General features: G+C 72.1%; 23 protein-coding genes, 3 tRNA genes and 1 pseudogene. 22 read left to right on the top strand and 5 right to left on the bottom strand.

Features of this window, described 5'->3' with window-relative positions; genetic code table 11:
• Positions 1-135: 135 nt before the first annotated feature.
• Positions 136-603: pseudogene (locus P3T37_RS37015) on the bottom strand (zinc ribbon domain-containing protein); the annotation flags it as partial.
• A 192-nt stretch (positions 604-795) separates the two neighbouring features.
• Here P3T37_RS37015 and P3T37_RS04950 point away from each other — a divergent pair.
• From P3T37_RS04950 to P3T37_RS05000, 11 genes are all read left to right on the top strand, one after another.
• A complete protein-coding gene (locus P3T37_RS04950) occupies positions 796-1,074 on the top strand; it encodes a hypothetical protein (protein ID WP_280722171.1) in 279 nt (92 codons plus the stop codon).
• 394 nt (positions 1,075-1,468) lie between these two features.
• Positions 1,469-2,269 (top strand): TIGR03936 family radical SAM-associated protein, encoded by an 801-nt coding sequence (locus tag P3T37_RS04955; RefSeq protein ID WP_280722172.1) that lies wholly within the window; start codon positions 1,469-1,471, stop codon positions 2,267-2,269.
• A 424-nt stretch (positions 2,270-2,693) separates the two neighbouring features.
• On the top strand, positions 2,694-6,191 hold the full coding sequence (locus P3T37_RS04960) for an Rne/Rng family ribonuclease (RefSeq protein WP_280722173.1): 3,498 nt from the start codon (positions 2,694-2,696) through the stop codon (positions 6,189-6,191).
• 228 nt (positions 6,192-6,419) lie between these two features.
• Entirely contained in the window at positions 6,420-6,734 is a 315-nt protein-coding gene (gene rplU / locus P3T37_RS04965; protein ID WP_035806176.1) for a 50S ribosomal protein L21, read from the top strand.
• A gap of 16 nt (positions 6,735-6,750) precedes the next feature.
• Entirely contained in the window at positions 6,751-7,008 is a 258-nt protein-coding gene (gene rpmA, locus P3T37_RS04970) for a 50S ribosomal protein L27 (protein WP_035806175.1), read from the top strand.
• A gap of 121 nt (positions 7,009-7,129) precedes the next feature.
• Entirely contained in the window at positions 7,130-8,608 is a 1,479-nt protein-coding gene (gene obgE, locus P3T37_RS04975) for a GTPase ObgE (protein ID WP_280722174.1), read from the top strand.
• Positions 8,609-8,704: 96 nt separating this feature from the next.
• Positions 8,705-9,841 (top strand): glutamate 5-kinase, encoded by a 1,137-nt coding sequence (gene proB, locus P3T37_RS04980; protein ID WP_280722175.1) that lies wholly within the window; start codon positions 8,705-8,707, stop codon positions 9,839-9,841.
• Between the two features lie 110 nt (positions 9,842-9,951).
• Positions 9,952-10,338 (top strand): hypothetical protein, encoded by a 387-nt coding sequence (locus P3T37_RS04985; RefSeq protein ID WP_280722468.1) that lies wholly within the window; start codon positions 9,952-9,954, stop codon positions 10,336-10,338.
• A 51-nt stretch (positions 10,339-10,389) separates the two neighbouring features.
• Complete coding sequence (locus P3T37_RS04990) at positions 10,390-11,682, top strand: glutamate-5-semialdehyde dehydrogenase (RefSeq protein ID WP_280722176.1); 1,293 nt, start codon at positions 10,390-10,392, stop codon at positions 11,680-11,682.
• Between the two features lie 74 nt (positions 11,683-11,756).
• Positions 11,757-12,365 (top strand): hypothetical protein, encoded by a 609-nt coding sequence (locus P3T37_RS04995; RefSeq protein ID WP_280722177.1) that lies wholly within the window; start codon positions 11,757-11,759, stop codon positions 12,363-12,365.
• A gap of 81 nt (positions 12,366-12,446) precedes the next feature.
• A complete protein-coding gene (locus P3T37_RS05000; RefSeq protein WP_280722178.1) occupies positions 12,447-13,529 on the top strand; it encodes a hypothetical protein in 1,083 nt (360 codons plus the stop codon).
• Here the strand turns inward: P3T37_RS05000 and P3T37_RS05005 are convergent.
• The 3 genes from P3T37_RS05005 to P3T37_RS05015 form a co-directional block, all read right to left on the bottom strand.
• Positions 13,507-15,018 carry a HAMP domain-containing sensor histidine kinase gene (locus P3T37_RS05005; protein ID WP_280722179.1) on the bottom strand — a complete coding sequence of 504 codons (1,512 nt, stop codon included), beginning with the start codon at positions 15,016-15,018 and terminating at the stop codon, positions 13,507-13,509. The two genes, P3T37_RS05000 and P3T37_RS05005, sit on opposite strands and share 23 nt — an antisense overlap.
• Positions 15,008-15,685 carry a response regulator transcription factor gene (locus tag P3T37_RS05010; RefSeq protein WP_280722180.1) on the bottom strand — a complete coding sequence of 226 codons (678 nt, stop codon included), beginning with the start codon at positions 15,683-15,685 and terminating at the stop codon, positions 15,008-15,010. Before P3T37_RS05010 ends, P3T37_RS05005 begins: the two co-directional genes overlap by 11 nt.
• Positions 15,686-15,834: 149 nt before the next feature.
• Positions 15,835-16,911, bottom strand: coding sequence for a M48 family metallopeptidase (locus P3T37_RS05015; RefSeq protein WP_280722181.1), 1,077 nt, complete (start codon positions 16,909-16,911; stop codon positions 15,835-15,837).
• A 207-nt stretch (positions 16,912-17,118) separates the two neighbouring features.
• Here P3T37_RS05015 and P3T37_RS05020 point away from each other — a divergent pair, with 207 nt between their 5' ends.
• From P3T37_RS05020 to P3T37_RS05060, 9 genes are all read left to right on the top strand, one after another.
• Positions 17,119-17,265 carry a hypothetical protein gene (locus P3T37_RS05020; protein ID WP_280722182.1) on the top strand — a complete coding sequence of 49 codons (147 nt, stop codon included), beginning with the start codon at positions 17,119-17,121 and terminating at the stop codon, positions 17,263-17,265.
• Positions 17,266-17,431: 166 nt separating this feature from the next.
• A complete protein-coding gene (locus tag P3T37_RS05025) occupies positions 17,432-17,578 on the top strand; it encodes a hypothetical protein (RefSeq protein WP_280722183.1) in 147 nt (48 codons plus the stop codon).
• Positions 17,579-17,702: 124 nt separating this feature from the next.
• Positions 17,703-18,326 (top strand): nicotinate-nucleotide adenylyltransferase, encoded by a 624-nt coding sequence (gene nadD / locus P3T37_RS05030; protein WP_280722184.1) that lies wholly within the window; start codon positions 17,703-17,705, stop codon positions 18,324-18,326.
• A gap of 68 nt (positions 18,327-18,394) precedes the next feature.
• Entirely contained in the window at positions 18,395-20,176 is a 1,782-nt protein-coding gene (locus P3T37_RS05035) for an LCP family protein (protein WP_280722185.1), read from the top strand.
• A gap of 95 nt (positions 20,177-20,271) precedes the next feature.
• On the top strand, positions 20,272-20,715 hold the full coding sequence (rsfS, locus tag P3T37_RS05040) for a ribosome silencing factor (protein ID WP_280722186.1): 444 nt from the start codon (positions 20,272-20,274) through the stop codon (positions 20,713-20,715).
• Complete coding sequence (locus P3T37_RS05045; protein ID WP_280722469.1) at positions 20,712-21,359, top strand: histidine phosphatase family protein; 648 nt, start codon at positions 20,712-20,714, stop codon at positions 21,357-21,359. The genes rsfS and P3T37_RS05045 overlap by 4 nt, the downstream gene beginning before the upstream one ends.
• A gap of 116 nt (positions 21,360-21,475) precedes the next feature.
• Positions 21,476-21,548, top strand: a tRNA-Ala gene (locus tag P3T37_RS05050).
• A 37-nt stretch (positions 21,549-21,585) separates the two neighbouring features.
• Positions 21,586-21,658 (top strand) — tRNA-Ala (locus tag P3T37_RS05055).
• 161 nt (positions 21,659-21,819) lie between these two features.
• A tRNA-Ala gene (locus P3T37_RS05060) sits at positions 21,820-21,892 on the top strand.
• Between the two features lie 50 nt (positions 21,893-21,942).
• Here P3T37_RS05060 and P3T37_RS05065 read toward each other — a convergent pair.
• On the bottom strand, positions 21,943-23,220 hold the full coding sequence (locus tag P3T37_RS05065) for an OFA family MFS transporter (RefSeq protein ID WP_280722187.1): 1,278 nt from the start codon (positions 23,218-23,220) through the stop codon (positions 21,943-21,945).
• Positions 23,221-23,414: 194 nt separating this feature from the next.
• Here P3T37_RS05065 and P3T37_RS05070 point away from each other — a divergent pair, with 194 nt between their 5' ends.
• Both P3T37_RS05070 and galE read left to right on the top strand, forming a co-directional pair.
• Positions 23,415-24,728 carry a tetratricopeptide repeat protein gene (locus P3T37_RS05070; RefSeq protein WP_280722188.1) on the top strand — a complete coding sequence of 438 codons (1,314 nt, stop codon included), beginning with the start codon at positions 23,415-23,417 and terminating at the stop codon, positions 24,726-24,728.
• 110 nt (positions 24,729-24,838) lie between these two features.
• The gene (galE, locus tag P3T37_RS05075; RefSeq protein ID WP_280722189.1) at positions 24,839-25,840 is read left to right on the top strand and encodes a UDP-glucose 4-epimerase GalE; all 1,002 of its coding nucleotides are present in this window, start codon (positions 24,839-24,841) and stop codon (positions 25,838-25,840) included.
• Positions 25,841-25,958 lie beyond the last annotated feature (118 nt).

Here is a 25,958-nt window from a genome sequence, read left to right on the forward strand (position 1 = left end):
GTCAGGCGCCAGCCCGGCCATGTAGTAGGAGATGGAGCTCTCAAGGCGCTTCACCTCTGCGCGAGCCTCCGCACCCTGTGCGTACTCCCGGACCACTACGGGCATGTCGCCGAGCGCTTCGAGCACGTCCAGGACGACCTTGGCGTGGATCTCGTCCGGGTTCGTTGCGCCCAACCCGCCGCTCTTGCATCTCTGGCACCGCAGGTAGTGGTACGTGCCGAAGCTGGTCTGGTTGATCTGCACGATCATGTTGGACTTGCAGTCGACGCAGGTCAGTACTCCGAGGAACGTGGTCGCGCCACCAGGCTGCCGGGCCGGCTGGTTCTTGGACCGCTTGTCGAGCGCCTTCTGAAGCTCCTCGAACTCGACTTCGGTGAAGGTGGGCTCTGCGACCAGGATCGGCCTGCCGTCGTTGCCCAGCACGAGCTTGGAGCGGCGGGCGCCGGTGCTCTTGTCCTCCTCCATCCGGTAGCCCATGAGAGCCGGGTTCCGGGGCCTCCGGGTGCCGGCTGCACCCAGGACCAGGAGCACGCCGGCGGTCAGGGCAAGGATGTAGACCACACCGCCCATCCACGTCTGCGTACCGCTCGTGTAAGGCGACATCGGGCGAGAGTCGATGGATCGTCACATTCGCACTGCCAAGCCGCCCTTAGGCGCTGCCTCCGCATCGGTGCCTGATGGGCGTCATTGGCTGAAATGAATGACGAATCTCTGGCCTTCCACTTCAGGCGGTGCCATGCTGCCGGATGCACCTGCCAGAGACTCACCCCCGATCGACGATCTGTGGAGGCACTCATGATGATCAAGAAGGCCGCGACCATCGTCGCGGCGACGCTGCTTGCCAGCGTCTCGCTCACCGGCATGGCATCGGCGCAGCCGACTATTAGCCCGGGTCACTGGGTGTTTGCCGTCTTCGGTGGTCAAGGTCCCACTCAGGCCGCCGCGATCCAGGCTGCCACTGCCAGTGCCACGGCCCAGCACTGCAACACCCCCCTGGCCAACGTGGAGACCAACGTTCAGCCTGCTGGCACCTGGTGGGCCCAGGGGTCGACCTGGTGCTACGTCGTCGGCTAAGAGCGTCCGCCAGTAGGCATGGGCCTTACCTATACGGGCATGCCCAGGTGCTTTGTAACTTTCCTCCTGGCCCTTGGGGCCCGACCGCGACCGGCGTCGGTGGTGGCGGCTGTTGCCGAGGAGGTAGTTAGGTACTCACTCCTCCTGAGAAGCTGCTGCCGCTGACGGTCGTCAAGTACTGCGATCCATCCGCAACGCCCCTGCCGGAATGTTCGGTGGGGGCGTTCGGGCTGCCGGGGCGGCGCGAGTGGGGTGGGTGGGCGCGTACCCTTTGGTATTGACACAGTTCGGATCGGGACCCGCAGTATCGGACCCGGCCCGGATCCGGCTTCTCTCGAAGGACTGAGCGACTCTGGCACGCCGCACGCCCGACGGTCCGCCCCCCGCACCGACGGTGCAGCGCATCCGGCTGCGCTACACCAAGCGGGGCCGTCTGCGCTTCACCAGCCACCGTGACTTCCAGCGCGCCTTCGAGCGGGCCCTGCGCCGCTCCGCCGTTCCGATGGCGTACTCGGCCGGATTCACCCCGCACCCCAAGGTCTCCTACGCCAACGCCGCCCCCACCGGGGTGGCCAGCGAGGCCGAGTACCTGGAGATCGGCCTGGCCGACTTCCGGGACCCGGAGGCGCTGCGCGCCCAGCTGGACGAGTCGCTGCCGAACGGCCTGGACATCATCGACGCGGTCGACGTGCGCACCCCGAACTTTGTGGAGCGGCTGGAGGCCTCGCTCTGGGAGGTCCGGCTGCCCGGAGTGAGCGAGGAGCAGGCCGCGCACGCGATCGAGTTGTTCCTCGCGGCCGAGAGCGTCGAGGTCGAACGTCAGACCAAGAACGGCCTGCGTGTTTTCGACGCGCGCGGGGCTGTGGCGAGCCTGGCGCTGGTCCCCGGGCAGGTCGGCGTTGCTCCGGTCGGGGAATCCTCGGCCACCTCCGATGTTCGTACCGGTGATGCCTGTGCGATACTGCGCCTGGTAGTACGACACGCCACACCCGCCGTACGACCAGACGACGTTTTGTCCGGTCTCCGTTCGACGGCCGACCTGGCGCCGCCGGTCCCCGCTGAGGTGACCAGGCTGGCGCAGGGGCCGCTCGACGAGGAGACCGGCACGGTGACCGACCCGCTGGCGCTCGACCGCGCTGCGGCCCAGGCCGTCCCTTCCGAGACCGCCGAGCCGCAGGCCGTAGCGTCCGCCTAGCGGGCGGAGGCGAGGACCGGAGTAACCGCCCGGTCCTGCGTGCTCCTGGCCCCCGCGGCTCCCCAGGGGAGCGAGCGTCGTCGCGCACAGGCCATTCCTCCGGTGGCCCACTGGCCCCATGGCTGGTGGGCCCCAGGAAATTCCCGCCGCCCTCTGGGCCGGTGGGGCCCGCCCAGGGAGCCACCCGGGGTTGTGGGGCGGCGCAGCTTGGGAAAATCTGAGAAGACTGGTCAGACCAGAAGACTTTCGACACCCCGCACCGTGCGGGGAGCCGAGTGAGACTACGAGCCCCTGTGCGGCCTCGCGTCCGCGCGGCGACACTGTGGAGAGTCGGCCCGGACGCCGAAGCGCGTCCACGGCCGGCCACCGGTGGCGCGCCGTGCCCGGATACGGAGCCCGGGGGCCTGACGGGAGATCCACCCGCATGCCTGAGAACACTGAAACGCAGCACGCCGGCGATTCGAGCGGCGAGAGCTCTGCCGCTCCGGTGCGCCGCCGCCGTCGCGCGGTGTCCCGCCCGGCCGGTGCCCCGCAGGGCGCGGCCGAGGTGAGCGCGGAGACCGTGATCGCGGCCGAGACCGCGCCGGTCGCTGAGCCGGTTGCCGTTGAGCCGGTTGTTGAGCCGGAGCCGGAGAAGCCGGTGCGTGCGCGTCGCACCGCTCGTAAGCGTGCCGAGTCGCCCGCTGGTGCGCCCGCTGAGGTTGTCGCTGAGCCGGTTGCCGTTGAGCCGGTTGTCGAGGCGGAGCCGGAGAAGCCGGTGCGTGCGCGTCGCACCGCTCGTAAGCGCGCCGAGTCGCCGGCCGGTGCGCCGGCCGAGGTTGCCGCTGTTGAGGCGCCCGCTGAGCCGGTTGCCGTTGAGCCGGTTGTTGAGCCGGAGCCGGAGAAGCCGGTGCGTGCGCGTCGCACGGCCCGTAAGCGTGCCGAGTCGCCGGCTGGTGCGCCCGTGGTGGTCGCGGAGCCGGCCGTCGAGGAGCCGGAGGAGGTCGTCGCCGAGGCGCCGGCCCCCGTCGTGGCGCCCGAGCCCGAGGCGGCGCCGGAGTCCGCGCCGCGGGCCCGCCGTCGTGCGGTGCGTCCGTCCACCGCGATCTTCCAGGCTCCGGTCTTCCAGGAGCCGACCGCCTACGTCGCCCCGGTGGCCCCCGTCGCCCCGGCCGCAGCCCCCGCGCCCGCCGCACCTGCTGCTGCGCCGGCCGCGCCCGCTGCGGGCGGCCCGGCCGGTCTGCCGGAGCTGGAGACCGAGGAGGAGTACGAGTACAGCGGTGTCGGTCGCCGCCGCCGCGGTGGCCGTACCCCCGTCCGGGTGACGCCGCAGACCCGCAAGGGTGCCGGCCGCACGGGCCGCCAGGCGCCGGCCCGCCAGGCCGTCGCCGAGACCCCGGCCCCGGCCGCACCGGTCGCGCCCGCCGCACCGGTCGCGCCGCCCGTGGAGCCCGCCGAGGTCCCGGTGCAGGTCGCCGCGCAGGGCCCCGAGCAGGAGTCCGACTGGGAGGAGGACGGCCGGCCGTCCTCGCGCCGTCGCCGCCGCGGTGGCCGTCGCCGCCGTCGTGGTGAGTCGGAGGAGTTCGAGACCGAGGTCCAGGAGACCGAGCAGGCCGCGGACGAGCCCGTCGAGTCGCAGACCGAGGACTCCGGCGAGGAGTCCGTCGAGGATGACGACGAGGACGACCTGGCCGGCGGCCTGGCCTCCTCGCGTCGCCGTCGTCGTCGCCGCCGTCGCAGTGGCGAGCCCCTTGAGCAGGCCGACAACGGCCAGGCCGAGGAGAACGTCCGCACGGTCGTGAAGATCCGCGAGCCGCGCCGCCGCTCCACCGAGCCGTCCTTCGACCCGGACGAGGTGCAGTCCATCAAGGGCTCCACCCGCCTGGAGGCCAAGAAGCAGCGCCGCCGCGAGGGCCGCGAGCTGGGCCGCCGCCGGGTGCCGATCATCACCGAGGCCGAGTTCCTGGCCCGCCGGGAGTCGGTCGAGCGCGTCATGGTGGTCCGTCAGAACGGCGAGCGCACCCAGATCGGCGTCCTGGAGGACGGCGTCCTGGTCGAGCACTACGTCAACAAGGAGCAGGCCACCAGCTACGTCGGCAACGTCTACCTGGGCAAGGTCCAGAACGTGCTGCCGTCCATGGAGGCCGCCTTCGTCGACATCGGCAAGGGCCGCAACGCGGTGCTGTACGCCGGTGAGGTGAACTTCGGTCAGCTCGGCCACAGCGGCCCGCGCCGCATCGAGTCGGTGCTGAAGTCGGGCCAGTCCGTGCTGGTGCAGGTCTCCAAGGACCCGATCGGCCATAAGGGCGCCCGGCTCACCAGCCAGATCTCGCTGCCCGGCCGCTACCTGGTCTACGTGCCCGAGGGCTCGATGACCGGCATCAGCCGCAAGCTGCCCGAGAACGAGCGGGCCCGCCTCAAGCAGATCCTCAAGAAGATCGTCCCGGACGACGCCGGCGTGATCGTGCGCACCGCGGCCGAGGGCGCCAGCGAGGAGGAGCTGACGCGCGACGTGCAGCGTCTGCAGGGTCAGTGGGAGGAGATCCAGAAGAAGGTCGCCAGCGGCAACGCGCCGACCCTCCTCTACGGCGAGCCGGACATGACCGTCCGGGTGGTCCGGGACATCTTCAACGAGGACTTCACCAAGGTCATCGTCTCCGGCAACGACGCGTGGAACACCATCCACGAGTACGTCGGCGGGGTGGCCCCCGACCTGGTGGACCGGCTGCAGAAGTGGACGTCCAACGTCGACGTCTTCGCCACCTACCGGATCGACGAGCAGCTGATGAAGGCGCTGGACCGCAAGGTCTGGCTGCCCAGCGGCGGCTCGCTGGTGATCGACCGGACCGAGGCGATGATCGTCGTCGACGTCAACACCGGCAAGTTCGTCGGCCAGGGCGGCAACCTGGAAGAGACCGTCACCCGCAACAACATCGAGGCGGCCGAGGAGATCGTCCGCCAGCTGCGGCTGCGCGACCTCGGCGGCATCATCGTGATCGACTTCATCGACATGGTGCTGGAGTCCAACCGGGACCTGGTGCTGCGTCGCCTGCTGGAGTGCCTGGGCCGGGACCGGACCAAGCACCAGGTGGCCGAGGTCACCTCGCTGGGCCTGGTGCAGATGACCCGCAAGCGGGTCGGCCAGGGCCTGCTGGAGTCCTTCTCCGAGAGCTGCGTGCACTGCAACGGCCGCGGCGTCATCGTCCACATGGAGCAGCCGACCGCCCTGGGCGGCGGCGGTGGCCCGGTCGGCACCGCCGGCGAGGCCGCCGCGTCCGGTGGCAAGCGCCGCCGTCGGGGCAAGGGCGGCGTCGCGAGCGAGGAGCCGCAGCCGCACCTGATCGAGGACGGCGTGGACGAGCTGGACGAGGCCGACGAGCACGAGCACGAGGAGTTCGAGTTCGTCTCCGGCGGTGAGCAGCTGGAGATCGAGGTCCCCGCGGCGTCCGTCGAGGCGGAGCCGGCCGTCGAGGTCGAGGTCGAGGCCGCGCCCGTCGAGCAGCCGAGCCTGGTCGAGATCGCGCCCGTCGCCGCGGCACCCGCCGGCCGGACCCGCCGCCGCGCGGTGCGCAAGGCCACCGCTTCGGCCGGCTCGCCGGGCGAGGCCGAGATCGTGGTCCTGCAGTCCCGCGCCGAGGCCGTGGTCGAGGCGGCCCTGGCCGCCGCGGCCCAGCCGCAGGCGCCGGTCGAGGCCCCCGTCGAGGAGGCGGCCCCGGCCGTCGTCGAGCCGGTCGAGGCCCCCGCCGAGCCGCAGGCGGAGGCCGAGGAGGCTCCCGCTCCCAAGAAGCGGGCGCCGCGCAAGGCCGCCGCCAAGAAGACCGCCGCCGCCAAGACCACGGCGACGGCGGCCAAGAAGACCACCGCCCGCAAGACCGCTACCAAGCGGACCAGCGCGGCGGCCAAGAAGGCAGCTGCCGCCGAGGGTGATTCGGCGGCCGAGTAGGCCCGTTGGCCGGGGAGCGGGCACCTCGCCCGCTCCCCGGTCCGTACGGCCCGGTTTGCCCTGATGGCAGCCGATCCGTATTCTTGACCTTCGGCGTGTCTACGCCACGCTCCCGAGCAGATCACCTCTCGCGCTCCGCCTCACGGTGGGGGACGAGGGAGGCCGCGTGTGTCCGTACCCAGGCGGCTGGCATCGAGAGTTCCGATCGAGTAAGAAAGCAGGTACCGCATGTACGCGATCGTTCGCGCCGGCGGCCGCCAGCACAAGGTCGCCATCGGCGACGTGCTGGAGATTGACCGCGTTGATGTCAAGCCGGGTGACTCGGTGGAGCTCTCGACCATCCTGGTCGTCGACGGCGAGGCCGTCACCTCCGACCCGTGGGTCCTGGCCGGCATCAAGGTGCACGCCGAGGTCGTCGACCACACCAAGGGTGAGAAGATCGTCATCCTTCGCTACAAGAACAAGACCGGCTACCGTCGGCGCCAGGGCCACCGCCAGCGCCACACGGCCATCCGCATCACCAGCATCGACACCGCGAAGTAAGTAAGGGGATAGCGAGATGGCACATAAGAAGGGCGCAAGCTCTACCCGTAACGGCCGCGACTCGAACGCCCAGCGCCTCGGCGTGAAGCGCTTCGGCGGCCAGAAGGTCAACGCCGGCGAGATCCTGGTCCGCCAGCGTGGCACCCACTTCCACCCGGGTGCGAACGTCGGCCGTGGCGGCGACGACACCCTGTTCGCCCTGCAGGCCGGTGCGGTCGAGTTCGGCACGCACCGTGGCCGCAAGGTCGTCAACATCGTGGCCGTCGAGGCCTGATCTTCCTGACGCCGCGTCAAGCGGCATTCGGTAGGATTCACGGAGGGTGGACCGGTTTGTTCCGGTCCGCCCTCCTGTGTTTCACCCCTTTGTCTTTCCCCTTGTCTTGGAGGCACCCGTCATGACCACCTTCGTGGACCGCGTCGAACTGCACGTCGCCGCGGGTAACGGGGGCCACGGCTGCGCCTCCGTGCACCGGGAGAAGTTCAAGCCGCTCGGAGGCCCGGACGGCGGCAACGGCGGCGACGGCGGCAGCGTCACGCTGGTGGTCGACAACAGCATCACCACGCTGCTGGAGTACCACCACTCGCCCAAGCGCAAGGCGCAGAACGGCAAGCCCGGCGCCGGCGGCCACCGCACCGGCTCCACCGGCGACGACCTGGTGCTGTACGTGCCGGACGGCACCGTGGTGCTCGACAAGCAGGGCAACGTGCTCGGCGACCTGGTCGGCAACGGCACGACCTTCATCGCCGCCGCCGGTGGCCGTGGCGGCCTCGGCAACTCCGCGCTCGCCTCCTCCCGCCGCAAGGCACCCGGCTTCGCGCTGCTCGGCGAGCCCGGCGAGGCCCGCGACATCGTGATGGAGCTCAAGTCCGTCGCCGACGTCGCGCTGGTCGGCTACCCGAGCGCGGGCAAGTCCTCGCTGATCTCGGTGATCTCGGCCGCCAAGCCGAAGATCGCGGACTACCCGTTCACCACCCTGATCCCGAACCTCGGCGTGGTCACCGCCGGCGACACCGTCTACACCGTCGCCGACGTGCCCGGTCTGATCCCGGGCGCCAGCCAGGGCCGCGGCCTGGGCCTGGAGTTCCTGCGCCACGTCGAGCGCTGCACCGTCCTGGTGCACGTGCTGGACTGCGCGACGCTGGAGCCGGGCCGCGACCCGCTCACCGACCTGGAGACCATCGAGGAGGAGCTCTCCCAGTACGGCGGTCTGGACAACCGTCCGCGACTGGTGGCGCTCAACAAGGTGGACGTCCCGGACGGCCAGGACATCGCCGACCTGACCCGCGCCTCGCTGGAGGAGCGCGGCTACCGCGTCTTCGAGATCTCCGCCGCCTCCCGCTCGGGCCTGCGCGAGCTGAACTACGCGATGGCGCAGATCGTCGCCGACGCCCGCGCGGCCAAGCCGGTCGAGGAGTCGACCCGGATCGTGCTGCGGCCCACCGCCGTGGACGACGCCGGCTTCACCGTCACCGAGGAGGACGGCGCCTACCGCGTGCGCGGCCTCAAGCCGGAGCGCTGGGTGCGCCAGACCGACTTCTCCAACGACGAGGCAGTCGGCTACCTCGCCGACCGGCTGGCCCGGCTCGGCGTCGAGGACAAGCTGTGGAAGGTCGGGGCCAAGGAGGGTGACACCGTCATCATCGGCCCGGACGAGAACGCGGTCGTCTTCGACTGGGAGCCCACCATGGCCGCCGGCGCCGAGATGCTCGGCCGCCGCGGCGAGGACCACCGCTTCGAGACCCCGCGTCCGGCCGTCGACCGCCGCCGCGACAAGCTGAAGAACCGGGACGCCGCCGAGGACGAGTTCCGCAACTTCGAGGCGCTCTCCTCCGGCCGCCCGGCCGCCGTCGACGAGGGCGACGACGAGGTCTGACCCTCTGGGTCCACCGGGTGATATGCGGTACTGAACGGTCCGCCTCGTCGCGTAGATTGCGCGCAGAGGCGGACCGTACTGCGTGAGGGACTCTTGATGAACGATCAGACACTGCGAGAGGACGTCCTGGCAGCCCGCCGGGTCGTCGTCAAGGTCGGCTCCTCCTCGCTCACCACGGCCGCCGGCGGTTTGGACGCCGACCGGGTGGACGCCCTGGTGGACGCGCTGGCCACGGCGCTCGGACGGCCCGAGGCCCCGGAGATCGTGCTGGTCTCCTCCGGCGCCATCGCGGCCGGCCTGGCCCCGCTGGGCCTGGACCGCCGCCCGCACGACCTGGCCCGGCAGCAGGCCGCCGCCAGCGTGGGCCAGGGCCTGCTGGTGGCCCGCTACACCGCCTCCTTCGCCCGCTACGGCCGCCGGGTCGGCCAGGTGCTGCTGACCGCCGAGGACGCCAGCCGGCGGGCGCACTACCGCAACGCCTACCGCACGCTGGACCAGCTGCTGGCGATGGGCGCGGTGCCGATCGTCAACGAGAACGACACGGTGGCCACCGCCGAGATCAAGTTTGGCGACAACGACCGGCTCGCCGCGCTGGTGGCCCACCTGGTCCGGGCCGACCTGCTGGTGCTGCTCTCCGACGTGGACGGCCTCTACGACGGCGACCCCAGCCGTCCCGGCAGCAGCCGGATCGCCGAGGTGCGCGGCCCGCAGGACCTGGCCGGCATCGAGATCGGCAGCGCGGGCAAGGCCGGCGTCGGCACCGGCGGCATGGTGACCAAGGTCGAGGCGGCCCGGATCGCCACCGGCGCGGGCATCCCCGTGGTGCTCACCGCCGCCCGGCACGCCGCCGACGCGCTGGCCGGCCGGCAGACCGGCACACTCTTCACCCGCACCGGCGCGCGCACCGCCGACCGGCTGCTCTGGCTGGCCCACGCCAGCAGCCCGCGCGGCGCCCTGCACCTGGACGCGGGAGCCGTCACGGCCGTCGTGGAGGGCGGCAAGTCGCTGCTGCCGGCCGGGGTCACCGGGGTCGACGGGGACTTCGCCGCGGGCGATCCGGTGGACCTTCTTGCCGAAAACGGCCACATCGTGGCGCGTGGGCTGGTCAACTTTGATGCGAGGGAGCTGCCGCGCCTGCTCGGGCGCTCGACGCGGGAACTGGCCCAGGAGTTCGGCGCCGCGTACGAGCGCGAGGTCATCCACCGGGACGACCTGGTCGTGCTGCGCGGTTGACGGCCCGCCAGGTCGCGCGCGCCCGGGTTCCGGACAGTCCAGCGTCGAACAGGAGGCCGCCGGTGGCACGCAGGCACGAGGGAGCGACGGCCGGAGCCACCGTACGGGAGCTGCGCCCGGCCACCGGGCCGGTCGCGTCGCCGCCCCAGCCGGAGCAGGGCCGGCTCTGGCACGTGGTGCTCAGCGTGGCCGGTGAGGTGACCCCGCTGGGTGACCTGCGGGCCTCTCTGGAGCGGCTGGCACACGACCACTCGTTCTTCCTGACCGCCCGCTACGCGGCCGACCACGCCGAGATCCGCTACTGGGAGCAGGCCCGGGACCTGCACGACGCGGCGGCCATCGCGCTGCGGCTCTGGGGCGAGCACAAGGCGAGCGCCAAGCTGCCGCCCTGGGAGATCGTCGGCCTGGAGGTGGTCGACCGGGCCACCTACCACCAGCGGCTGGCCGAGGGCTTCGCCGACCCGCCGCCGCAGCTCGGCGGCGTGCACCCGTACTGACAGCTGAGACACGTCCCTCTGGGGGAGGACGGACTCGTTACGCTTCGGGACATGACTACCGACAGCCCTGTCCTCGCAGCCGCGCGCCGAGCCCGTACGGCCGCCGCCGCACTCGCCCCGCTGCCGCGCTCGCTGAAGGACGCCGCGCTGGTGGCGATGGCCGACGCGCTGGTGGCCCGTACCCCCGAGATCACCGCGGCCAACGCCGAGGACGTCGCGCGGGCCCGGGCGGCCGGTACGGCCGAGTCGGTGGTGGACCGGCTCACCCTGACGGTCGAGCGGATCGTCGCGATCGCCTCCGACGTGCGCGACGTCGCCGCGCTGCCCGACCCGGTCGGCGAGGTGGTGCGCGGCTACACGCTGCCCAACGGCCTGGACGTGCGCCAGGTCCGGGTCCCGCTCGGCGTGGTCGGCATCATCTACGAGGCCCGCCCCAACGTCACGGCGGACGCCGCCGCGCTCTGCCTGAAGTCCGGCAACGCGGTGCTGCTGCGCGGCTCGGCCTCGGCCTACCGCTCCAACACCGCGCTGGTGGAGGTGCTGCGCGACGCGGTCGCCTCGGCCGGCCTGCCCGCCGACGTGATCCAGCTGGTCCCGGGCGAGAGCCGGGAGTCGGTCACCGAGCTGATGCGCGCCCGCGGCCTGGTGGACGTGCTGATCCCGCGCGGCGGCGCCTCGCTGATCCGTACCGTGGTCGAGGGCTCGACCGTCCCGGTGATCGAGACCGGCACCGGCAACTGCCACGTCTACGTGGACGCCCAGACCGACCTGGCGATGGCGGTGGGCATTCTGCTCAACTCCAAGGCGCAGCGGGTCAGCGTCTGCAACTCCGCCGAGACCCTGCTGGTCCACCAGGACGTCGCGGACGCCTTCCTGCCGCTGGCGCTGGCGGCGCTGGCCGAGGCCGGGGTGACGGTGCACGGCGACGAGGCGGTACTCAAGGCCGCCGAGGGCGGTCCGGCCACCGTCGTCCCCGCCACCGAGGAGGACTGGGAGACCGAGTACCTCTCCTACGACCTCGCCGCCGCGGTGGTCCCCTCGCTGGACGCCGCCGTCGAGCACATCCGCCGCTGGTCCTCCGGCCACACCGAGGCGATCGTCACCACCTCGCAGGCCGCCGCCCGCCGTTTCACCCAGCTGGTGGATGCCACCACGGTGGCCGTCAACGCCTCGACGCGGTTCACCGACGGGAGTGAGTTCGGCTTCGGCGCCGAGATCGGCATCTCCACCCAGAAGCTGCATGCCCGAGGCCCGATGGGCCTGCCGGAGCTGACCTCCACCAAGTACATCGTCACTGGTGACGGGCATGTACGCGGCGAGGCGACGCAGACCGTCGGAGGCTGAAGAAGTACACCTGTACGGATGCCAAGTGCCCCGAGCCACAGACAAATCGCTCCCTCGGTAATACATTGAATCCCGTGGCTGAGGATGTGGGGGGCTCGCCGTACTCCGACGGCGCCGACCACGGTGGAGCGGACGACGAGTTCGCCACCGTGGTCTTCGACGAGGCTTTCGTCCGCTGCGCCGCCGTGCACGAGCCGAGCGCCCGGGAGCGGCAGCTGGCCGCGGCCGAGGCCCGGCTGGAGCCGGACGCGGTGCCCGGCTGGGCCCTGGAACCGGCCGGCCCCGAGGGGTACGACGGTCTGCCGCTGGAGCTGCGGCCGCATCCGTCGGGCCTGGACGACGACCGGATCTACACCGACCCCTGGGTCGGCCCGCGCCGCCCGGCCGCGCGCCGCCGTGCGACCCGCTGGCCCGGCTACGGCTCGCGCGGGCCGCTCGGCCGCCGCCAGGTCGCCCAGCAGCGCTGGCACCGGCCGGTGGCCTGGGTGCTGGTGATCCTGATGGGCGCGAGCCTGGTGGCCGTCGCGGTCGCCGCCGTCTACCGCGGTTCCGGCGGTGCGGGCACCGCGCCCGGCCGGGGCCCCGGCGTGGGCAGCACCAGCAGTTATCTCCCGGTCCAGCCGACCGTCCCGGCCGGCTCGATGGCCTCGGCCGCCTCCGCCGTACCCCAGCCCGCCGGGTGAGCCCGGCCGTCCGCTCGCACCGGCGCGGAAGTTGCGCCGCGGGCCTCGTTCAGGACGCGGTTCGCGCTCTACTCTTGACGTATGGGTGACCCGGGTGATCCTCCGGATGGTGCGCCCGAGGGCGGATCCGGAAACGATGACGAATACCGATCCGTCGTTTTCGACGAATCATTCGTCCGGGCTGCCCGGATCCAGGAGCTGTCCGCCAGCGAACGGCTGGGCGGCGGCTGGACGCACCCGGTCCGGCGCCGGGTGGGCCTGGGGATGCTGGCCTCGCTGCCGCGCCAGGCACTGACCCTGCTGCTGCTCATCGTGATGGCCTTCAGTGCCGCGGTCTACTTCGGCATCAGTGCCCCGCAGCGGGACGCGGGCCTGTCCGCCGGGACCCAGCTGACCAGCGAGTTCACCGAGCTGGTCCCGGCCACCGCCGCCGTGCCGGCCGTCGACGCGGCCTTGCCGTTCGCCTCGCTGCCCGCCTCGGCGGGCTTCGCGGACGGAGCCGCCGGCCTGGGGGTGCCCACCAAGGCGAGCACCGCCCACTTCAGCCAGGCCGAGCTCACCCAGGCGCTGCAGACCGTCCAGGGCTATCTGGAGGTCTCCGAGCTCAGCGCGCAGACGCTCACCGACGGCGCCACGCTGCCGGTGCGGACCATGCTGGCGCCGTCCGAGCAGGGTCAGTTCGACGACAGCGTGGCCAGCCCGACCGACGACCAGCACCACGCGCTGACCGGCTGGATGGTCCGCTTCGACCCGGCCAAGGTCGCGCTGGCCTCGGACACCGTGAAGGTGGCCGGCACGGTCAAGGTCGCCGAAGTGAACTCCTCGCTGCTGGAGATCACCAGCGACGACACCCTGGTGTACGCGCTGCGCCCGGCGACCGCGGCGGGCACCGCGGCCACCGGGCAGGTGAGCCTCTACACCGTGCGCCGCGAGGTCCGGATGGACCTGGACCGCACCGACATCGCCAACGGCCAGCTGCGGGTGGTCAACGCGGTGGTCCAGGCCGGGCCCACCGCCTGCGGCGCCGCCCAGGCCGGCTACCTCCAGCCGCTGCCGGCCGGTTCCACCGTCGCCTCGCCCGGTCAGGTCAACCCGGCCGACCGCTCGCAGCCGGCCTGGCAGCAGTGCGGCGTGCTGGCGCCTACGACGACGCCGGCGGGCTGAGCGGCAGCCGGACGACCAGCCGGGCACCGCGTCCGTCCAGCGGTTCGACGGCTTGGACGGTGCCGCCGAGGCCCTCGGCGATGGTGCGGGCCAGCGCGAGGCCCAGGCCGGCGCCGCCGGAGGCCCGGTCGCGGGCGCTGTCGAGGCGGACGAAGCGTTCGAAGACCCGCTCCCGGTCCTCCTCCGGTATGCCGGGGCCGTCGTCGCTGACCGTCAGCACGACCGAGCGGGAGTCGCGGATCAGCGAGCTGTCGTCACGGACCAGCGAGACCGAGACCTCCTCGACCGCGTAGCGCGCGGCGTTGTCCAGCAGGTTGCGGACCAGGCGGCCGACCAGCAGCTCCTGGCCGGGCACGGTGGCAGTGTCCAGGGTGGCCGTCCAGCGCGGCGGGCCGGGGGCGTGGGTCCGTTCGGCGATCTGCTCGCTCACCAGGTCGTGCAGCTCGACCTCCTGCGTGCGCTCGCTGCTCCGGGTGGGGGAGGCCAGCATCAGCAGGTCGTCGGTGAGGTCCTGGAGGCGGCCGGTGTCGCCCAGTGCCCCCTCGACCACGGCGGGCCAGTCCACGCCCTCGGGGTGGGCCAGCGGCACCTCCAGCGAGTTGCGCAGCGTGGCCAGCGGGCTGCGCAGCTCGTGCGAGGTGTCGGCGACCAGTTGGCGCTGCTGGACGATCGCCTGTTCCAGCCGGTCCAGCGTGGTGTTGGTGGTCCGGGCCAGCCGGGCGATGCCGTCGCGGGCGTGCGGCACGGGGACGCGCTCGTGGAAGGCGCCCTCGCCGATCTCGGCCATCCGGCGCCGGATCCGCTCGACGGGCCGCAGTGCGAGACCGGTCACCAGCCAGGCGATCAGGGCGACGAACAGGGTGCCCCAGGGGATCAGGTACCAGGCCAGCACGTGGGTGACGTTGGCGGCGGCCGCCTCGGCGTCCAGCGGGTTGACCAGCACGTAGATGCGCGGGGTCTGCGTCGGCAGGTTCGGCTGGCCGGTGTACTTGAGCAGGTCCGCGGTGGTCACCGGATTGGTCGGGAAGGTCAGCAGGGTGACGGTCCGCCCGGCGATCGACTGCTTGCTGTCGGACGCGCCGGGAAAGTGGAACTGCACCTTCAGGCCCGGGTGGAACGCTGTCGAGTCGTAGGCCGGGAGCGGCAGCGGCTGGACGCCGGGGCGCCCGTAGCCGGTATCGGCGGTGTACTGGTTGAACAGGTTGGTGCTGCGCAGCCACGTCCCGTTCTGGTCGGTCACCACGTACGAGGCGTCCGCGTACGGCTCCCGCGGGCTGTCCGGTATGCCGAAGGCGACGCTCTGCCCGGTGCGCCAGGCGTGGTCCTCCTGCTGGCTCATCATGGTGCTGTGCACCGCGTTGCCCGCCAGCACGGTGGCCAGCGTGAAGGCCAGCGCCGCGGCGGCTGCGGCGGCCAGCGCGGCGCGGGTGCGGACCGCGAGCTTGCGCCAGCGGGGGAGCCACCGGAGCACGGGGTTCTCAGCGGGCATCGGACACCGCCCGGTAGCCGATGCCGCGGACGGTCTCGATCAGGCAGTCGGCGCCGGCCGCGTGCAACTTGCGGCGCAGCGCCGCGATGTAGACCTCGACGATGTTGACGTCGCCGCGGAAGGCGGAGTCCCAGACGGCGTCCAGGATCTCGGCCTTGGGCACTGCCTGGTCGGGTCGCCGCACCAGGCACTCCAGGACGCCGAACTCCTTGTTGGTGAGCTTCAGCACGGTGTCGCCCGCGGTGCACCGGCGGGCCGCCGGGTCGATCCGCAGGTTGCCGACCGCCAGGACCGCAGGACGGCTCGCCGCACCGCGGCGCAGCAGCGCGCGCAGCCGGGCGGTCAGTACGACATAGGAGAACGGCTTGCTGAGGAAATCGTCGGCGCCGCAGTCCAGCGCCTCGGCCTCGTCGTATTCGCCGTTCTTCGCGGTGAGCATCAGGATCGGCACCGCGTTCGCGTCGCGGCGCAGTTCCTCGCAGACCCGGAAGCCGTTCATTCCCGGCAGCATCAGGTCGAGCACGACGGCCGCGTAGTCGCCGGAGCGCGCGAGTTCCAGCCCGCTGAGGCCGTCGCCCACCACATCCACCGCGTAGCCCTCGGCCCGCAGTCCCTGGCTGAGCGACTGTGCCAGGCGTTCCTCGTCCTCGACCATCAATAGTTGCATTGCGTCAGCATAGGTGAATTGCGCGGCGTGGCAAGGCCATTGTCTGATGTGCCGGGAAACTCCGTTCTGAAGAATTCCTCAGGTGCATTCACCTGTTCGGGAATTCCCGTTCTGAAGTTCTTTTCAGAACGGGAATTCCCGACACCCCGCTATTCCTCGCCGCTGTCCTGCGAGCCGGAGTTCCGTGCGCCGGTGAAGGTGTCGCGCAGCTTGCCGCCGACCGACCCGGCGCCGTCCGCGATGTCGCGGATCAGGCTGAAGAGCGGGTCCTTGGTCTCCTTCACGGACTTGCCGTACGAGTCGTACGCCGCCTTCCACTGCTCGCTGACGGTGGCGTTCTCGTCCTCCGTGCGGCGCGGGTAGGCGCCGGCCAGGATCGAGCGGTACTCCTCGCTCTCCGACCACTGCTTCAGCTTGGCGACCCGGACCACCGCGAACGGGTGGGTCTGCGGCAGCACCTGGAGCAGCTTCAGCACGCTGTCGCGCAGGTCCCCGGCCTTGTCGTACTCCTCGGCCTGCTCCAGGAACGCGTCCACGTTCATCTCGCCGAGGTTGTGGCCGCCGGCCAGCTTCATCAGGCCGCGCATCGAGGCCTGCGGGTCCTGCCCGGCCAGCAGGCCGGCCCGGTCGCAGGAGAGCTCGGCCTTGCGGAACCACTCCTTGAGCGCGGTGACCAGCGCCATGATGGCCAGGTTGCCGAGCGGGATCCAGCCGACCCGGGTGGCCAGGTTGGTGAGGATCAGCAGCATCGTCCGGTAGACCGCGTGCCCGGACATCGCGTGTCCGACCTCGTGGCCGATCACGGCCCGCAGCTCCTCCTCGTCGAGCAGCTCGACCAGGCCGCTGGTGACCACGATGACCGGGGTGTCCATGCCGATGCACATGGCGTTGACCTGCGGGTCCTGCGTCACGTAGAGGTCCGGGACCTTCTCCAGGTCCAGGATGTACGCCGCGTCGCGGACCATGTCGAACAGCTCGGGGAACTGGCGCTCGGAGGTCTTCACGGCGGTGGCCAGGAACATCAGCCGCACGCTGCGCTCGGAGACCAGCCCGGCCAGCTTCTTGAGGATGTCGTCGAAACCGCTGAGCTTGCGCAGCGCCACCAGCGCCGAGCGGTCGGCCGGGTGCTCCCAGGCCCGGCTGGAGATCTCGGGGAAGCGCTGACGGCGACGGCTCGGCGCGCTGCCCTTGGCGAGCGGGTCGGTGCCACGGGTGGAATCGGTCATAGTGCTTGAGTACCTCCTGCTCGACGCCGGTCCCGGCACAACGCCGGCCCCCGCTGTTCGACTGGTTCAACGCCTGCTTCTGCGCACTCGTCCCCGGGCTGAGCGTACGCCGCACGGGCGTCCTCGCCGGGGGCGGTGGCGGGTGTCCGGTATACCCGGGTCTAGGCTGACTCCCCGAGCGAAACACCACCCCCGAGGAGCCCGCCGATGTCCCCCACCGCCCTGGTGAACCTGGCCGGACCGATCTCGAACGAGAGCGGCCCCGGGCTCTTCCTGCGGCTGGTCGTGCTCGGCTCGATCGTGGGCGTGATCCTGCTGGGCTGGATCCTGCTCCGCGCCGGGCGCGACAACTAGAACGCCCGTAGGACGCCGGTCGGCGCAGAGTCCTCTTACCCCGGGTCAGACGCGGGGAGCCGCCGCGCGGTTGCACCTGAGGGCCCCGTACGATGAGCGCGCGGCCGCCCAGGTCGCCGGGACTCGCGTCCTGGCCCGCCATCGAGTCGAGAAGGCCCTGCCGATCATGACCTCCAACGTTCTGCCCCGCCTGGCCACGCTTGCCGAGGGCGGCAACCACCCCAGCCTGCAGCCGCTGCTCACTGGCGGATGCGCGCTCGGCATCCTGCTGCTGCTGCTCTACCTGACCACCCGCTTCAACAAGGACCGCTGAGCCGGCTCCGACGCGGGACAGCTGGGCCGGGAGCGCTCCGAGGACCGGGGCCGCTCCCGTCGGCATCTGCACGGCCCGGGCGGGGCACTGTCCCGGTCATCCGGGTCGCGTAAGGTGTGGCGGCATGGGAGAGAGCAGGCCGGCAGCGCGGCCGCGCGGGCGTGAGCGGATCGGCGTGATGGGCGGCACCTTCGACCCCATCCACCACGGCCACCTGGTCGCGGCCAGTGAGGTCGCCAGCGCGTTCCACCTCGACGAGGTCATCTTCGTCCCCACCGGGCAGCCCTGGCAGAAGACCGGCCGACCGGTGTCGGCCGCCGAGGACCGCTACCTGATGACCGTGATCGCGACCGCCGAGAACCCGCAGTTCTCGGTCAGCCGGATCGACATCGACCGCACCGGCCCCACCTATACCGTGGACACCCTGCGCGACCTGCGGGCGATACATCCCGACGCCGACCTCTTCTTCATCACCGGCGCCGACGCCCTCGCGCAGATCCTCTCCTGGCGGGACGCCGCGGAGCTCTTCTCCCTCGCGCACTTCATCGGCTGCACCCGGCCGGGGCACGTCCTGACGGATGCCGGGCTACCGGCCGGCGGGGTCTCGCTGGTCGAGGTGCCCGCGCTGGCCATCTCCTCCACCGACTGCCGGTTGCGGGTCGCCAAGGGCGAACCGGTCTGGTACCTGGTCCCCGACGGGGTGGTGCGCTACATCGACAAGCGGGCGCTCTACGTGGACGCCGGCTGAGCCGACGGGCAGAGGACGTACGACGGCGGGGCGACAGCCCGGCCCACACGGAAGACCTGAGGGACGGCGTGACCGGATCGGCAGACCGCAGGGGACCCGAGGACGGCGACTGGTCCACCGGGCAGTACCCGCAGGCCCAGCAGCCGTACGGCCAGGGCTACGAGCAGCAGCCCTACGACCCGTACGGGCAGCAGCAGCCGTACGGGCAGCCTCAGCAGGGGCAGAGCCCGTACGAGCAGCCGTACGTCCAGTACCAGCAGCAGCCGCAGGCGCAGCCGTACGGCCAGGGCTACGAGCAGCAGCCGGTGTACGAGCAGCCGGTGTACGACGGGTACGCGCAGCCGCACGGTTACGTCCCGTACGAGCAGCAGCCGTACGACCCCTACGCCCAGCCGCCGCAGGCCTACGCCGCGCCGGTGCAGCCTGTCCGGCCCGCGCAGCCCGTCGCCGCGCCGGTCGTCCCGCCGCCCGCCGCCCGGCCGCCGCGGCCGCGCAGTGCGCCGCCCGCGGCCGCCAAGCCCGCCGCGGCCGTGCCCAGCGTGCCGTCCGAGCAGGTCGGCGGTCGGCGCAGCACCGCCAAGCCGGCCCAGGGCGGCGACCAGGACCCGTACCAGACCGGTGAGTTCACCTTCGTCGACGAAGAGGCGGAGGAGACCGAGGACGTCATCGACTGGCTGAAGTTCGCCGAGTCGCGCTCCGAGCGCCGCGACGAGCGCCGCCGCAAGCTGCGCACCCGGGCGATCGGCGCCGTGGTCGCGCTGGCCCTGGTGGCTGCCGGCGGCGCCGGCTACCTCTGGTACACCGGCGCTTTCAACGGGACCCAGTCGGCGGCCGCGGCGGCCGGACCGCGCAGTGTCGTGGTCGTCCACCTGCGCGACCTGCAGGGCAACGTGAGCACCGCGCTGCTCGTCAACGACGCCTCGGGGCACAAGGGTTCGGCACTGCTGCTGCCCGGCGGCCTGCAGCTGCCGGCGTCCGCCGACGCGGCCGCCACCCCGTTGAACAAGGCGATGGACGCGATCGGCACGGCGCCCACCCGGGACGCCCTGGGCAACCTGCTGGGCGCCACGGTGGCCGGCACCTGGCGACTGGACACCCCCTACCTCCAGCTGCTGGTCTCCCAGCTCGGCGGGATCAAGGTGGACACCAACGCGCAGATCCCGGACGCCACCGGCAAGGTGCTGGTCGAGAAGGGACAGCAGCGCACGCTGACCGGACCCGCCGCAGTGGCCTACGCCACCTACCAGGCCCCCGGTGAGAGCGCGGACGCCCAGCTGGCCCGGTTCGGCCAGGTGCTGGACGCGCTGGTGCGCACCATGCCGACCGACCTTCCCGACGCCACCGACGACGTGCACCGGATGAACGCGGTGCTCGACCCCTCGCTGCCCGAGAAGGCGCTGGCCGGTCTGCTCGTCGAGCTGTCCCAGCAGGCCCAGGCCGGTCACTTCAGCACCAGCACGCTGGCGGTCAAGCCGGACGGCACGCTGGACCAGGCCACCGCCGGTCCGCAGGTCAAGGACGTGCTCGGGGGCACCGTGCACACGGCCGCGGCCAACAACCTCCCGGCCCGGGTCAGCATCGTGGACGCCTCCGGGAACGACCAGTCGGCCGCGGCCGCGCAGATCCAGGTGGTCAACGCGGGCCTCAACTTCGTCCCCGGCGGCGGCAAGGCCCCGGCCCCGCAGGCGACCAGCGAGATCGACTACACCGACGACGCCCGCGCGGCCGCGGCGCAGTCGCTGGCGACCAGCCTCGGGCTGCCCGCGACGGCAGTGAAGAAGGTCACCGCCGCCCAGATCGCCGACCTCGTGGTGGTGCTGGGCAAGGACTACCAGGCGCCCAAGCTCTAGCGGATGGGCCCGCCCGCCCGGAAATCCGGGCGGGCGACCGGTGGCGGCGTGAGATCCTGGAAGGCACACCCATGTCATCGAGCCGGAAGAACACCGTGACCGCAACAGACCGCTCGCAGGAAATGATCACCGTCGCCGCGCAGGCGGCGGCCGACAAGCTTGCGCACAACCTGATCGCCTTCGACGTCAGCGACGTCCTGTCGATCACCGACGCCTTCCTCATCGCCTCCGCCGCCAACGACCGCCAGGTCAAGGCGATCGCCGAGGAGGTCGAGGACCAGCTCCGCGAGCAGCTGGACGTCAAGCCGGTGCGCCGCGAGGGCGAGCGCGAGGGCCGCTGGATCCTGCTCGACTACCTGGACATCGTGGTGCACGTCCAGCACTCCGAGGAGCGCTCCTTCTACTCCCTGGACCGGCTCTGGAAGGACTGCCCCGAGCTGCCGCTGCCGGCCGACGCGATGGCGACCCGCAACCGTCCCGAGGACGCCGTCTCCGACGAGGCGGGCAACGCCGTCGGTTTCGCCGAGGACCTCAGCTGAACGGCCGGGAGGGGGGCCCTCGGATCGTCTTCTGGCGCCACGGACAGACGTCGTGGAACCTGGAGTCGCGCTTCCAGGGCAGCACCGACATCGCGCTGACGGAGACCGGTGTCGCGCAGGCCAAGCGGTCCGCCCGGCTGCTCGCCGGGCTCAGCCCCGACCTGCTGATCTCCTCGGACCTCCAGCGGGCGGCCGCGACGGCCGCCGAGCTGGCCAGGCTCACCGGTCTGGACGTCCAGCACCACGCGGGCCTGCAGGAGACCTACGCGGGCGAGTGGCAGGGCCTGACCAACGCGGAGATCCGCGCCAGGTTCCCCGAGCAGTACGAGGCCTGGGGGCGCGGCGAGGCGGTCCGGCGCGGCGGCGGCGAGCTGAGCAGCGAGGTCGCGGACCGCTCGGTGCCGATCGTGCTGGAGGCCGTCGACAAGCTGCCGGAGCGGGGCACGCTGGTCGTGGTCAGCCACGGTGGCACCATCCGCACCATGCTCGGGCGACTGCTCGGCCTGGAGCCGGTCCAGTGGGAGTGCTTCGGCGGACTCTCCAACTGCTGCTGGTCGGTGCTCGGCCGCGGCGCGCGCGGTTGGCGCCTGTTGGAGCACAACGCGGGGACGCTGCCGCAGCCCGTCATCGGTGACGACACCTGAGGGCGGGCGCGGTCCCCGCACCGGGATTTCGTAGTTCCGGGCCTGACCAGCTAGAGTCTTCCTCGTTCGCAGGAAACGCGCCGCCCGGTCGGGCGGCGGAGGATCCTGAGAAGTGCGGGGCTGTAGCTCAGTTGGTAGAGCGCTTGCATGGCATGCAAGAGGTCCGGGGTTCAATTCCCCGTAGCTCCACTCCGCACCAGGAGTCCGCGAGGACGCCGCGTGTCGCGGGGCTGTAGCTCAGTTGGTAGAGCGCTTGCATGGCATGCAAGAGGTCCGGGGTTCAATTCCCCGTAGCTCCACAACAAGCCGAAGGCCGGTATCCGAAACGGGTACCGGCCTTCGGCGTTCCCCCGCGGGGGCCCGTCACCGAGGGCTGGGAACGGATTGGTTGAGCAGGCCGTGGAGCGTGTAAAGTAAGACGTGTCGCCGAGGGAAACCGCCGGTGACAGGCAGTGTGTCTGGGGCTGTAGCTCAGTTGGTAGAGCGCTTGCATGGCATGCAAGAGGTCCGGAGTTCAATTCTCCGTAGCTCCACAGACAGATGACCCACCTACCACATGTGGTAGGTGGGTCATTTTTCGTTTTCAGGCAGCCAGCGGCTTCGGACGGGACGTCAGCCAGGGCAGCGCGGCCGCGGCGACGGTGATCGTGCCGAGCACCAGGAACGCCGTGCCGTAGCCGGAGTCCGCGGCCAGTCGGGAGACCAGCAGCGGGCCGAAGATCCCGGCCAGGCTCCAGCCGATCAGCATCAGCCCGTAGATCGCGCCGACATGCGCCAGGCCGAAGAACTCCGAGGCTACGGCGGGCATGGTGGCGAAGCCGCCGCCGAAGGAGAGGCAGACCAGCGCGGCCAGCGGGAGGAACATCGCCGGCGAGCTGACCTGGGAGAGCCCGATCAGGCAGAGCCCCTGCGAGCCGAGCATCAGCACGAAGGCGGTCATCAGGCCGGTCCGGCCGGAGAGCCAGCCCCAGAGCGGGCGACCGACGGTGTTGAACACCCCGAGCGCGCCGGTCAACGCGGCGGCGGCGGTCGGGCTCAGGCCGGTCAGGCTGCCGGCCGCCGGGGCCACCACCGAGAGCATGCTGATGCCGGCGGCGGTGTTGAAGAGCAGGATCACGGTCAGCAGGTACCACTGCGGGGTGCGCAGCGCCTGCGCCGTCCGGTGGCCGCGCAGCGCCTTGCGGTCCGCGGTGGCGGCCGGCTGCGGCGGGTTGCGGAAGAACGCGGCGCCGGTCAGCGTGGTCACCAGGAAGATCGCGCCCAGCACCAGCAGGGCCCGGGCCGGATCGGCGCCGAAATGCGCCACCAGGGCCCGCATCAGCGGCGCGCCGATCACCGAGCCGAGGCCGAAGCCGCCGGTGGCGACGCCGGCCGCCAGCGCCCGGTGGGAGGGGAACCACTTCTGCAGCATGGTGGTCGGCACGATGTAGCCCAGTCCCAGGCCGACGCCGCTGATCACGCCGTAGCCGAGCAGCACCAGCCAGAAGTCGCCGCGCCCGTCCGCGCAGCCGGCCAGCAGCAGACCGCCCGCGTAGAGGACTCCGGCCACCAGGGCGATCCCGCGCGGCGGGCGACGGCTCATCAGCAGTCCGCCCAGCACCGTGCCGACGAAGACCAGGGCGTGCGCGGTGGCGAACGGCAGCCCGGCCTCGTCGCGGCCGAGCGCGAAGGCGCTGTGCGGCGACTGCAGGCCGGCGGAGAGGATGCTCCAGGAGTACACCGAGCCGTACGCGAGCTGGTTCAGCACCACGGCGGCGGCCACCAGGCCCCGGCGGCGGCCGATCCGGCCGAGCCGGCCGCGTCGCCGGGGTGTGCCGGGGGGTGCGGCGGGTGGACGGGTCAGGGTGGCAGAGGACAGCACGAGGGCACCGCTTCCGGGGGAGGACCAGGGGATTTCCGACCTGTCCTACGGCTGACGGCCACTCCTGGTTACGGCTGAAACGTCGGAACGGCCCGATCCCGGTGATTCCACTGGCCCGTTCGGCGGCCTCGATCACAGAGTGTGACTGTCGGGCCCGGTGTCCGCCCGACCGCCGGGACCGCTACCGTCGAGCCATGTCCGACCTGGCGCGCAAGCGGAACGAAGAGCTGGCCCGGATACTGCACCAGCTCGCCTGGAACCCCGAACGCCTGGCGCGCGAGGTCAACCTGGTGGTGCCCGCCGAGCTGGCGATCAGCTCCACCGCGCCGTACAAGTGGCGCGACCGCGGGATGGTGCCGCGCGCCCCGCACGACCAGGCCGTCTGCGAGGTGCTCAGCCGCGCGGTCGGGATCGCGGTCACCTACCAGCAGCTGTGGGGGCGGATGGGCAGCCGGCGCGGCGCCAAGGCCCTCTCGCCGCAGCTGCTCACCGACCCCTGGACCGCCGACACCGCGCAGACCGCGCTGCGCGAGGCGGCGGCCGACGCCGCCCCGGTCCGGCTGACCGACCTGTTCCGCGGCGACGAGCTGGCGCTGGCGGCCCGGCACTGGGCCTCGCCGCCGCCGCCCGTGACCGGCGGCGAGGGGGCGCTGCGGATCGCCCCCGAGCAGCTGACCGACCTGCGGATCAGCCACGACAGCAAGTGGCGGCTGGAGCAGTCCTGCGGGGGCGGCCTGGTGCTCAACCCCGCCAAGGCCGAACTCTCGATGGTGGGGAAGCTGCTGGAGCTCGGCTCGTACGGCCGGGACGAGCCGCTGGGGCGCGGGCTCTACGGTGCGGCGAGCCGGCTGGCCCGACTGGTCGGCTGGGCCGACTACGACATGGGCAACGAGGCCGGCGCGCAGCGCGCCTTCGTCGCCGCGCTGCGCGCCGCCCACGTCTCGGGCGACCCGCGGCTGGGGGTGAGCGTGGTCGGCTGCCTGGCCGTCCAGGCGACCGACGGGCCGGCCGGGCGCAGCCTGGACGCCGTGGCGATGCTCGACACCGCACTGCGCGCCGCCGAGGGCTCGCTCACCGCGGGTGAACGCGCGCTCCAGCTGGGGCGGATCGCCCGCGCGTACGGCCGCCGGGGTGAGCGGGCGGGCGCGGAGCAGGCAGCCGAGCAGGCGTTCGCGGCCCTGGCCTCCGAGCGCCCGCCGCACAGGGGGCAGGAGCGGGCCGACCTGGAGGGCATGGTCGGCGAGGCCCACCTCTTCCTCGGCGACCACGAGCGGGCCCGCGCCCTGCTCGCCTCGGCCGTCCGCGAGCTGACGCCCGAGCGGGCCCGGGCGAAGGCCCTGCTGATGGTCCGCCTCGCCGACTCCTACCGCCGCACCGGCGACCACGAGCAGGCCGCCCCGATCGCCGACCGGGCCCGCCGACTGGCCGCCGGCATGCAGTCCGCCCGGGTGGCCCGCGCCCTGCGGGACTTCGACACCGCCTCCCGGCTTTCCGGGGAAGTGAATTGACGGGTGTTCAGCTTTCCTCCCCGCCGCGTGGATCGCCCGGGACGGAGTCTCGGCCTAGGCTCGACCGGCGAAGCCTGATCATCGGGCGGACACGAAGGAGCGTTTTCGGTATGAAGGTACTCATCTCCGGCGGTGCCGGGTTCATCGGCAGCACCGTCGGTTCGGCCTGCCTGGACGCGGGCATCACCCCGGTCGTGCTGGACAGCCTGGTGACCGGGCGCCGCGAGTTCACCGAGGGGCGCGCGTTCTACGAGGGCGACATCGCCGACGGCGCGCTGGTCGACCGGATCTTCGCCGAGCACCCCGACATCGAGGCGGTCGTGCACTGCGCGGCGCTGATCGTCGTACCGGACTCCGTCGGCGACCCGCTGGGCTACTACCGGGCCAACGTCTCCAAGAGCCTGGACTTCGTGGGACACCTGCTGCGCAACGGCTGCGGCCGGATGGTCTTCAGCTCCTCGGGCTCGATCTACCAGCCCGGCGAGGACTTCAGCGTCGACGAGGACTCGGCGATCGCCCCGCAGAGCCCGTACGCGCGCACCAAGGCCGTCTGCGAGGGGATGTTCGCCGACATCGCCGCCACCCAGCCGATCCGGATCCTCTCGCTGCGCTACTTCAACCCGATCGGCGCCGACCCGAAGATGCGCACCGGACTCCAGGTGCGCCGGCCCAGCTTCGCGCTCGGCAAGCTGATCGAGGCGCAGGAGGACGGCGTCCCGTTCCGGATCACCGGGACGGACTACGCCACCCGGGACGGCTCGGGGATCCGCGACTACATCCACGTCTGGGACCTGGCGACCGCGCACGTCGCGGCGCTCGGGCGGTTCGACGAGGTGCTGGCGGGGGAGACCCGGTCGTCCGTGATCAACCTCGGCACCGGTACCGGCACCACGGTGAACGAGCTGGTGGCGGCCTTCAACAGCGTGGTCGAGACCCCGGTCGCGGTGGTCGAGGCCGAGGCGCGCCCGGGCGACGTGGCCGGGGCCTACACCCGCAGCGACCGGGCGCTGCGGCTGCTGGACTGGACGCCGCAGTACTCCATCGCCGAGGGCATCCACGACTCGCTGCGGTGGGCGGAGCTGCGCGACGAGCGGCTCGGCGCAGGCGTCTGACAGCTGCGGTAGGTGGCGGGCGGCGCGGCCCGCTCGCCACCTGCCGGGTGCGCCTGCGGTACCCTGACCCCATGCGAACCGTGCGCCTGCTCCTTAGCCGGCCGCGCTGACCAGGACC

The organism is Kitasatospora sp. MAA4 (genome assembly GCF_029893355.1).
Lineage (GTDB): Bacteria > Actinomycetota > Actinomycetes > Streptomycetales > Streptomycetaceae > Kitasatospora.

Coding starts and splice junctions, on each gene's coding strand:
- P3T37_RS04950 (WP_280722171.1), top strand. CDS start 796: ATGATGATCAAGAAGGCCGCGACCATCGTCGCGGCGACGCTGCTTGCC.
- P3T37_RS04960 (WP_280722173.1), top strand. CDS start 2,694: ATGCCTGAGAACACTGAAACGCAGCACGCCGGCGATTCGAGCGGCGAG.
- rplU (WP_035806176.1), top strand. CDS start 6,420: ATGTACGCGATCGTTCGCGCCGGCGGCCGCCAGCACAAGGTCGCCATC.
- rpmA (WP_035806175.1), top strand. CDS start 6,751: ATGGCACATAAGAAGGGCGCAAGCTCTACCCGTAACGGCCGCGACTCG.
- obgE (WP_280722174.1), top strand. CDS start 7,130: ATGACCACCTTCGTGGACCGCGTCGAACTGCACGTCGCCGCGGGTAAC.
- proB (WP_280722175.1), top strand. CDS start 8,705: ATGAACGATCAGACACTGCGAGAGGACGTCCTGGCAGCCCGCCGGGTC.
- P3T37_RS04990 (WP_280722176.1), top strand. CDS start 10,390: ATGACTACCGACAGCCCTGTCCTCGCAGCCGCGCGCCGAGCCCGTACG.
- P3T37_RS05000 (WP_280722178.1), top strand. CDS start 12,447: ATGGGTGACCCGGGTGATCCTCCGGATGGTGCGCCCGAGGGCGGATCC.
- P3T37_RS05005 (WP_280722179.1), bottom strand. CDS start 15,018: ATGCCCGCTGAGAACCCCGTGCTCCGGTGGCTCCCCCGCTGGCGCAAG.
- P3T37_RS05010 (WP_280722180.1), bottom strand. CDS start 15,685: ATGCAACTATTGATGGTCGAGGACGAGGAACGCCTGGCACAGTCGCTC.
- P3T37_RS05015 (WP_280722181.1), bottom strand. CDS start 16,911: ATGACCGATTCCACCCGTGGCACCGACCCGCTCGCCAAGGGCAGCGCG.
- P3T37_RS05020 (WP_280722182.1), top strand. CDS start 17,119: ATGTCCCCCACCGCCCTGGTGAACCTGGCCGGACCGATCTCGAACGAG.
- P3T37_RS05025 (WP_280722183.1), top strand. CDS start 17,432: ATGACCTCCAACGTTCTGCCCCGCCTGGCCACGCTTGCCGAGGGCGGC.
- nadD (WP_280722184.1), top strand. CDS start 17,703: ATGGGAGAGAGCAGGCCGGCAGCGCGGCCGCGCGGGCGTGAGCGGATC.
- P3T37_RS05070 (WP_280722188.1), top strand. CDS start 23,415: ATGTCCGACCTGGCGCGCAAGCGGAACGAAGAGCTGGCCCGGATACTG.
- galE (WP_280722189.1), top strand. CDS start 24,839: ATGAAGGTACTCATCTCCGGCGGTGCCGGGTTCATCGGCAGCACCGTC.